We start from the raw sequence: 5,434 nt of genomic DNA on the forward strand, positions 1-5,434 counted from the left end.
CAGCTTGACAGATTGAAAGGCTGCTGTAGAATGCGCGGCCTCGGTTGAGACGAAAGACTTCGCCGAAACGCTCTTTAACAACTGAATCAAGCAATTCGTGTGGGTGCTTGTGATGTAAGACTGATGGTCAACTGATTATCAGCAACGCAAGTAACACTCGTGAATTCGAGAGTTTTAGCTCTTTAAATAGAGCATGCGATTGCTGAGCCAAGTTTAGGGTTTTCTCAAAACCCAAGCAGTATTGAACTGAAGAGTTTGATCATGGCTCAGATTGAACGCTGGCGGCAGGCCTAACACATGCAAGTCGAGCGGATGAAGAGAGCTTGCTCTCTGATTCAGCGGCGGACGGGTGAGTAATGCCTAGGAATCTGCCTGGTAGTGGGGGACAACGTTTCGAAAGGAACGCTAATACCGCATACGTCCTACGGGAGAAAGCAGGGGACCTTCGGGCCTTGCGCTATCAGATGAGCCTAGGTCGGATTAGCTAGTAGGTGAGGTAATGGCTCACCTAGGCGACGATCCGTAACTGGTCTGAGAGGATGATCAGTCACACTGGAACTGAGACACGGTCCAGACTCCTACGGGAGGCAGCAGTGGGGAATATTGGACAATGGGCGAAAGCCTGATCCAGCCATGCCGCGTGTGTGAAGAAGGTCTTCGGATTGTAAAGCACTTTAAGTTGGGAGGAAGGGCAGTAAGCTAATACCTTGCTGTTTTGACGTTACCAACAGAATAAGCACCGGCTAACTTCGTGCCAGCAGCCGCGGTAATACGAAGGGTGCAAGCGTTAATCGGAATTACTGGGCGTAAAGCGCGCGTAGGTGGTTCAGCAAGTTGAAGGTGAAATCCCCGGGCTCAACCTGGGAACTGCCTCCAAAACTACTGAGCTAGAGTACGGTAGAGGGTAGTGGAATTTCCTGTGTAGCGGTGAAATGCGTAGATATAGGAAGGAACACCAGTGGCGAAGGCGACTACCTGGACTGATACTGACACTGAGGTGCGAAAGCGTGGGGAGCAAACAGGATTAGATACCCTGGTAGTCCACGCCGTAAACGATGTCGACTAGCCGTTGGGATCCTTGAGATCTTAGTGGCGCAGCTAACGCATTAAGTCGACCGCCTGGGGAGTACGGCCGCAAGGTTAAAACTCAAATGAATTGACGGGGGCCCGCACAAGCGGTGGAGCATGTGGTTTAATTCGAAGCAACGCGAAGAACCTTACCTGGCCTTGACATGCTGAGAACTTTCCAGAGATGGATTGGTGCCTTCGGGAACTCAGACACAGGTGCTGCATGGCTGTCGTCAGCTCGTGTCGTGAGATGTTGGGTTAAGTCCCGTAACGAGCGCAACCCTTGTCCTTAGTTACCAGCACGTTATGGTGGGCACTCTAAGGAGACTGCCGGTGACAAACCGGAGGAAGGTGGGGATGACGTCAAGTCATCATGGCCCTTACGGCCAGGGCTACACACGTGCTACAATGGTCGGTACAAAGGGTTGCCAAGCCGCGAGGTGGAGCTAATCCCATAAAACCGATCGTAGTCCGGATCGCAGTCTGCAACTCGACTGCGTGAAGTCGGAATCGCTAGTAATCGTGAATCAGAATGTCACGGTGAATACGTTCCCGGGCCTTGTACACACCGCCCGTCACACCATGGGAGTGGGTTGCTCCAGAAGTAGCTAGTCTAACCGCAAGGGGGACGGTTACCACGGAGTGATTCATGACTGGGGTGAAGTCGTAACAAGGTAGCCGTAGGGGAACCTGCGGCTGGATCACCTCCTTAATCGAAGACTTCAGCTTCTTCATAAGTTCCCACACGAATTGCTTGATTCACTTGCGAAAAGCGATTGGGTTTAGACCCGAGAGTTAGACGATTGGGTCTGTAGCTCAGTTGGTTAGAGCGCACCCCTGATAAGGGTGAGGTCGGCAGTTCGAATCTGCCCAGACCCACCAATTGTCAAGGGATGTGGCCAAGTCCGTAGATGGGGCCATAGCTCAGCTGGGAGAGCGCCTGCTTTGCACGCAGGAGGTCAGGAGTTCGATCCTCCTTGGCTCCACCATTAACTCGATAATCGCTGAAAGCTCAGAAATGAACATTGGTAGTTCAATGTTGATTTCTGGTCTTTGCGCCAGAACTGTTCTTTAAAAATTTGGGTATGTGATAGAAGTGACTTGTTGAATGTTTCACTGCATTCAGCAAATCAAGGCAAAATTTGCGAGTTCAAGCGCGAATTTTCGGCGAATGTCGTCTTCACGTTACGAATCTATAACCAGATTGCTTGGGGTTATATGGTCAAGTGAAGAAGCGCATACGGTGGATGCCTTGGCAGTCAGAGGCGATGAAAGACGTGGTAGCCTGCGATAAGCTTCGGGGAGTCGGCAAACAGACTTTGATCCGGAGATCTCTGAATGGGGGAACCCACCTAGGATAACCTAGGTATCTTGTACTGAATCCATAGGTGCAAGAGGCGAACCAGGGGAACTGAAACATCTAAGTACCCTGAGGAAAAGAAATCAACCGAGATTCCCTTAGTAGTGGCGAGCGAACGGGGATTAGCCCTTAAGCTTCTTTGATTTTAGCGGAACGCTCTGGAAAGTGCGGCCATAGTGGGTGATAGCCCTGTACGCGAAAAGGTCTTAGAAGTGAAATCGAGTAGGACGGCGCACGTGAAACGTTGTCTGAATATGGGGGGACCATCCTCCAAGGCTAAATACTACTGACTGACCGATAGTGAACTAGTACCGTGAGGGAAAGGCGAAAAGAACCCCGGAGAGGGGAGTGAAATAGAACCTGAAACCGTATGCGTACAAGCAGTGGGAGCCCACTTTGTTGGGTGACTGCGTACCTTTTGTATAATGGGTCAGCGACTTATATTCAGTGGCGAGCTTAACCGAATAGGGGAGGCGTAGCGAAAGCGAGTCTTAATAGGGCGCTTTAGTCGCTGGGTATAGACCCGAAACCGGGCGATCTATCCATGGGCAGGTTGAAGGTTAGGTAACACTGACTGGAGGACCGAACCGACTACCGTTGAAAAGTTAGCGGATGACCTGTGGATCGGAGTGAAAGGCTAATCAAGCCCGGAGATAGCTGGTTCTCCTCGAAAGCTATTTAGGTAGCGCCTCATGTATCACTCTGGGGGGTAGAGCACTGTTTCGGCTAGGGGGTCATCCCGACTTACCAAACCGATGCAAACTCCGAATACCCAGAAGTGCCGAGCATGGGAGACACACGGCGGGTGCTAACGTCCGTCGTGAAAAGGGAAACAACCCAGACCGTCAGCTAAGGTCCCAAAGTTATGGTTAAGTGGGAAACGATGTGGGAAGGCTTAGACAGCTAGGAGGTTGGCTTAGAAGCAGCCACCCTTTAAAGAAAGCGTAATAGCTCACTAGTCGAGTCGGCCTGCGCGGAAGATGTAACGGGGCTCAAACCATACACCGAAGCTACGGGTATCACGTAAGTGATGCGGTAGAGGAGCGTTCTGTAAGCCTGTGAAGGTGAGTTGAGAAGCTTGCTGGAGGTATCAGAAGTGCGAATGCTGACATGAGTAACGACAATGCGAGTGAAAAACTCGCACGCCGAAAGACCAAGGTTTCCTGCGCAACGTTAATCGACGCAGGGTTAGTCGGCCCCTAAGGCGAGGCAGAAATGCGTAGTCGATGGGAAGCAGGTTAATATTCCTGCACTTCTAGTTACTGCGATGGGGGGACGGAGAAGGCTAGGCCAGCACGGCGTTGGTTGTCCGTGTTTAAGGTGGTAGGCAGAGATCTTAGGCAAATCCGGGATCTTAATGCCGAGAACTGATGACGAGCGTCCTTTTGGACGTGAAGTGGTTGATGCCATGCTTCCAGGAAAAGCCTCTAAGCTTCAGGTAACTAGGAACCGTACCCCAAACCGACACAGGTGGTTGGGTAGAGAATACCAAGGCGCTTGAGAGAACTCGGGTGAAGGAACTAGGCAAAATGGCACCGTAACTTCGGGAGAAGGTGCGCCGGTGAGGGTGAAGGACTTGCTCCGTAAGCTCATGCCGGTCGAAGATACCAGGCCGCTGCGACTGTTTATTAAAAACACAGCACTCTGCAAACACGAAAGTGGACGTATAGGGTGTGACGCCTGCCCGGTGCCGGAAGGTTAATTGATGGGGTTAGCGCAAGCGAAGCTCTTGATCGAAGCCCCGGTAAACGGCGGCCGTAACTATAACGGTCCTAAGGTAGCGAAATTCCTTGTCGGGTAAGTTCCGACCTGCACGAATGGCGTAACGATGGCGGCGCTGTCTCCACCCGAGACTCAGTGAAATTGAAATCGCTGTGAAGATGCAGTGTATCCGCGGCTAGACGGAAAGACCCCGTGAACCTTTACTGTAGCTTTGCACTGGACTTTGAGCCTGCTTGTGTAGGATAGGTGGGAGGCTTTGAAGCGTGGACGCCAGTCTGCGTGGAGCCATCCTTGAAATACCACCCTGGCATGCTTGAGGTTCTAACTCTGGTCCGTCATCCGGATCGAGGACAGTGTATGGTGGGCAGTTTGACTGGGGCGGTCTCCTCCCAAAGAGTAACGGAGGAGTACGAAGGTGCGCTCAGACCGGTCGGAAATCGGTCGTAGAGTATAAAGGCAAAAGCGCGCTTGACTGCGAGACAGACACGTCGAGCAGGTACGAAAGTAGGTCTTAGTGATCCGGTGGTTCTGTATGGAAGGGCCATCGCTCAACGGATAAAAGGTACTCCGGGGATAACAGGCTGATACCGCCCAAGAGTTCATATCGACGGCGGTGTTTGGCACCTCGATGTCGGCTCATCACATCCTGGGGCTGAAGCCGGTCCCAAGGGTATGGCTGTTCGCCATTTAAAGTGGTACGCGAGCTGGGTTTAGAACGTCGTGAGACAGTTCGGTCCCTATCTGCCGTGGACGTTTGAGATTTGAGAGGGGCTGACCTTAGTACGAGAGGACCGGGTTGGACGAACCTCTGGTGTTCCGGTTGTCACGCCAGTGGCATTGCCGGGTAGCTATGTTCGGAAAAGATAACCGCTGAAAGCATCTAAGCGGGAAACTTGCCTCAAGATGAGATCTCACTGGAGCCTTGAGCTCCCTAAAGGGCCGTCGAAGACTACGACGTTGATAGGTTGGGTGTGTAAGCGCTGTGAGGCGTTGAGCTAACCAATACTAATTGCCCGTGAGGCTTGACCATATAACACCCAAACAATCTGTAGATTGTCGGTGATGGTGAAGTCGACAAACGAACCGAAAGTTCGCTAAGAGCCGCAACGCCACATCACATACCCATTAGGGGAAGCGACTAAACACCGAGTCCCCAACCGAATTGCTTGACGACCATAGAGCGTTGGAACCACCTGATCCCTTCCCGAACTCAGTAGTGAAACGACGCATCGCCGATGGTAGTGTGGGGTTTCCCCATGTGAGAGTAGGTCATCGTCAAGCTCC

2 tRNA genes and 3 rRNA genes are annotated in these 5,434 nt (G+C 52.0%); all 5 read left to right on the forward strand.

The features are described 5' to 3' along the window. The first annotated feature begins 243 nt into the window (after window positions 1–243). The 5 genes from IB232_RS23285 (at window position 244) to rrf (ending at window position 5,431) form a co-directional block, all read left to right on the forward strand. A 16S ribosomal RNA gene (locus tag IB232_RS23285) occupies window positions 244–1,780 on the forward strand. 93 nt (window positions 1,781–1,873) lie between these two features. Continuing rightward, window positions 1,874–1,950 (forward strand) — tRNA-Ile (locus IB232_RS23290). A 31-nt stretch (window positions 1,951–1,981) separates the two neighbouring features. Then, a tRNA-Ala gene (locus IB232_RS23295) sits at window positions 1,982–2,057 on the forward strand. A gap of 231 nt (window positions 2,058–2,288) precedes the next feature. After that, window positions 2,289–5,180, forward strand: a 23S ribosomal RNA gene (locus IB232_RS23300). 135 nt (window positions 5,181–5,315) lie between these two features. Next, a 5S ribosomal RNA gene (gene rrf, locus IB232_RS23305) occupies window positions 5,316–5,431 on the forward strand. The 16S, 23S and 5S rRNA genes sit together here with 2 tRNA genes alongside, the layout of an rRNA operon. Window positions 5,432–5,434: the final 3 nt, after the last annotated feature.

The sequence above is a fragment of the Pseudomonas sp. PDM15 genome (assembly GCF_014851565.1).
Classification (GTDB): domain Bacteria; phylum Pseudomonadota; class Gammaproteobacteria; order Pseudomonadales; family Pseudomonadaceae; genus Aquipseudomonas.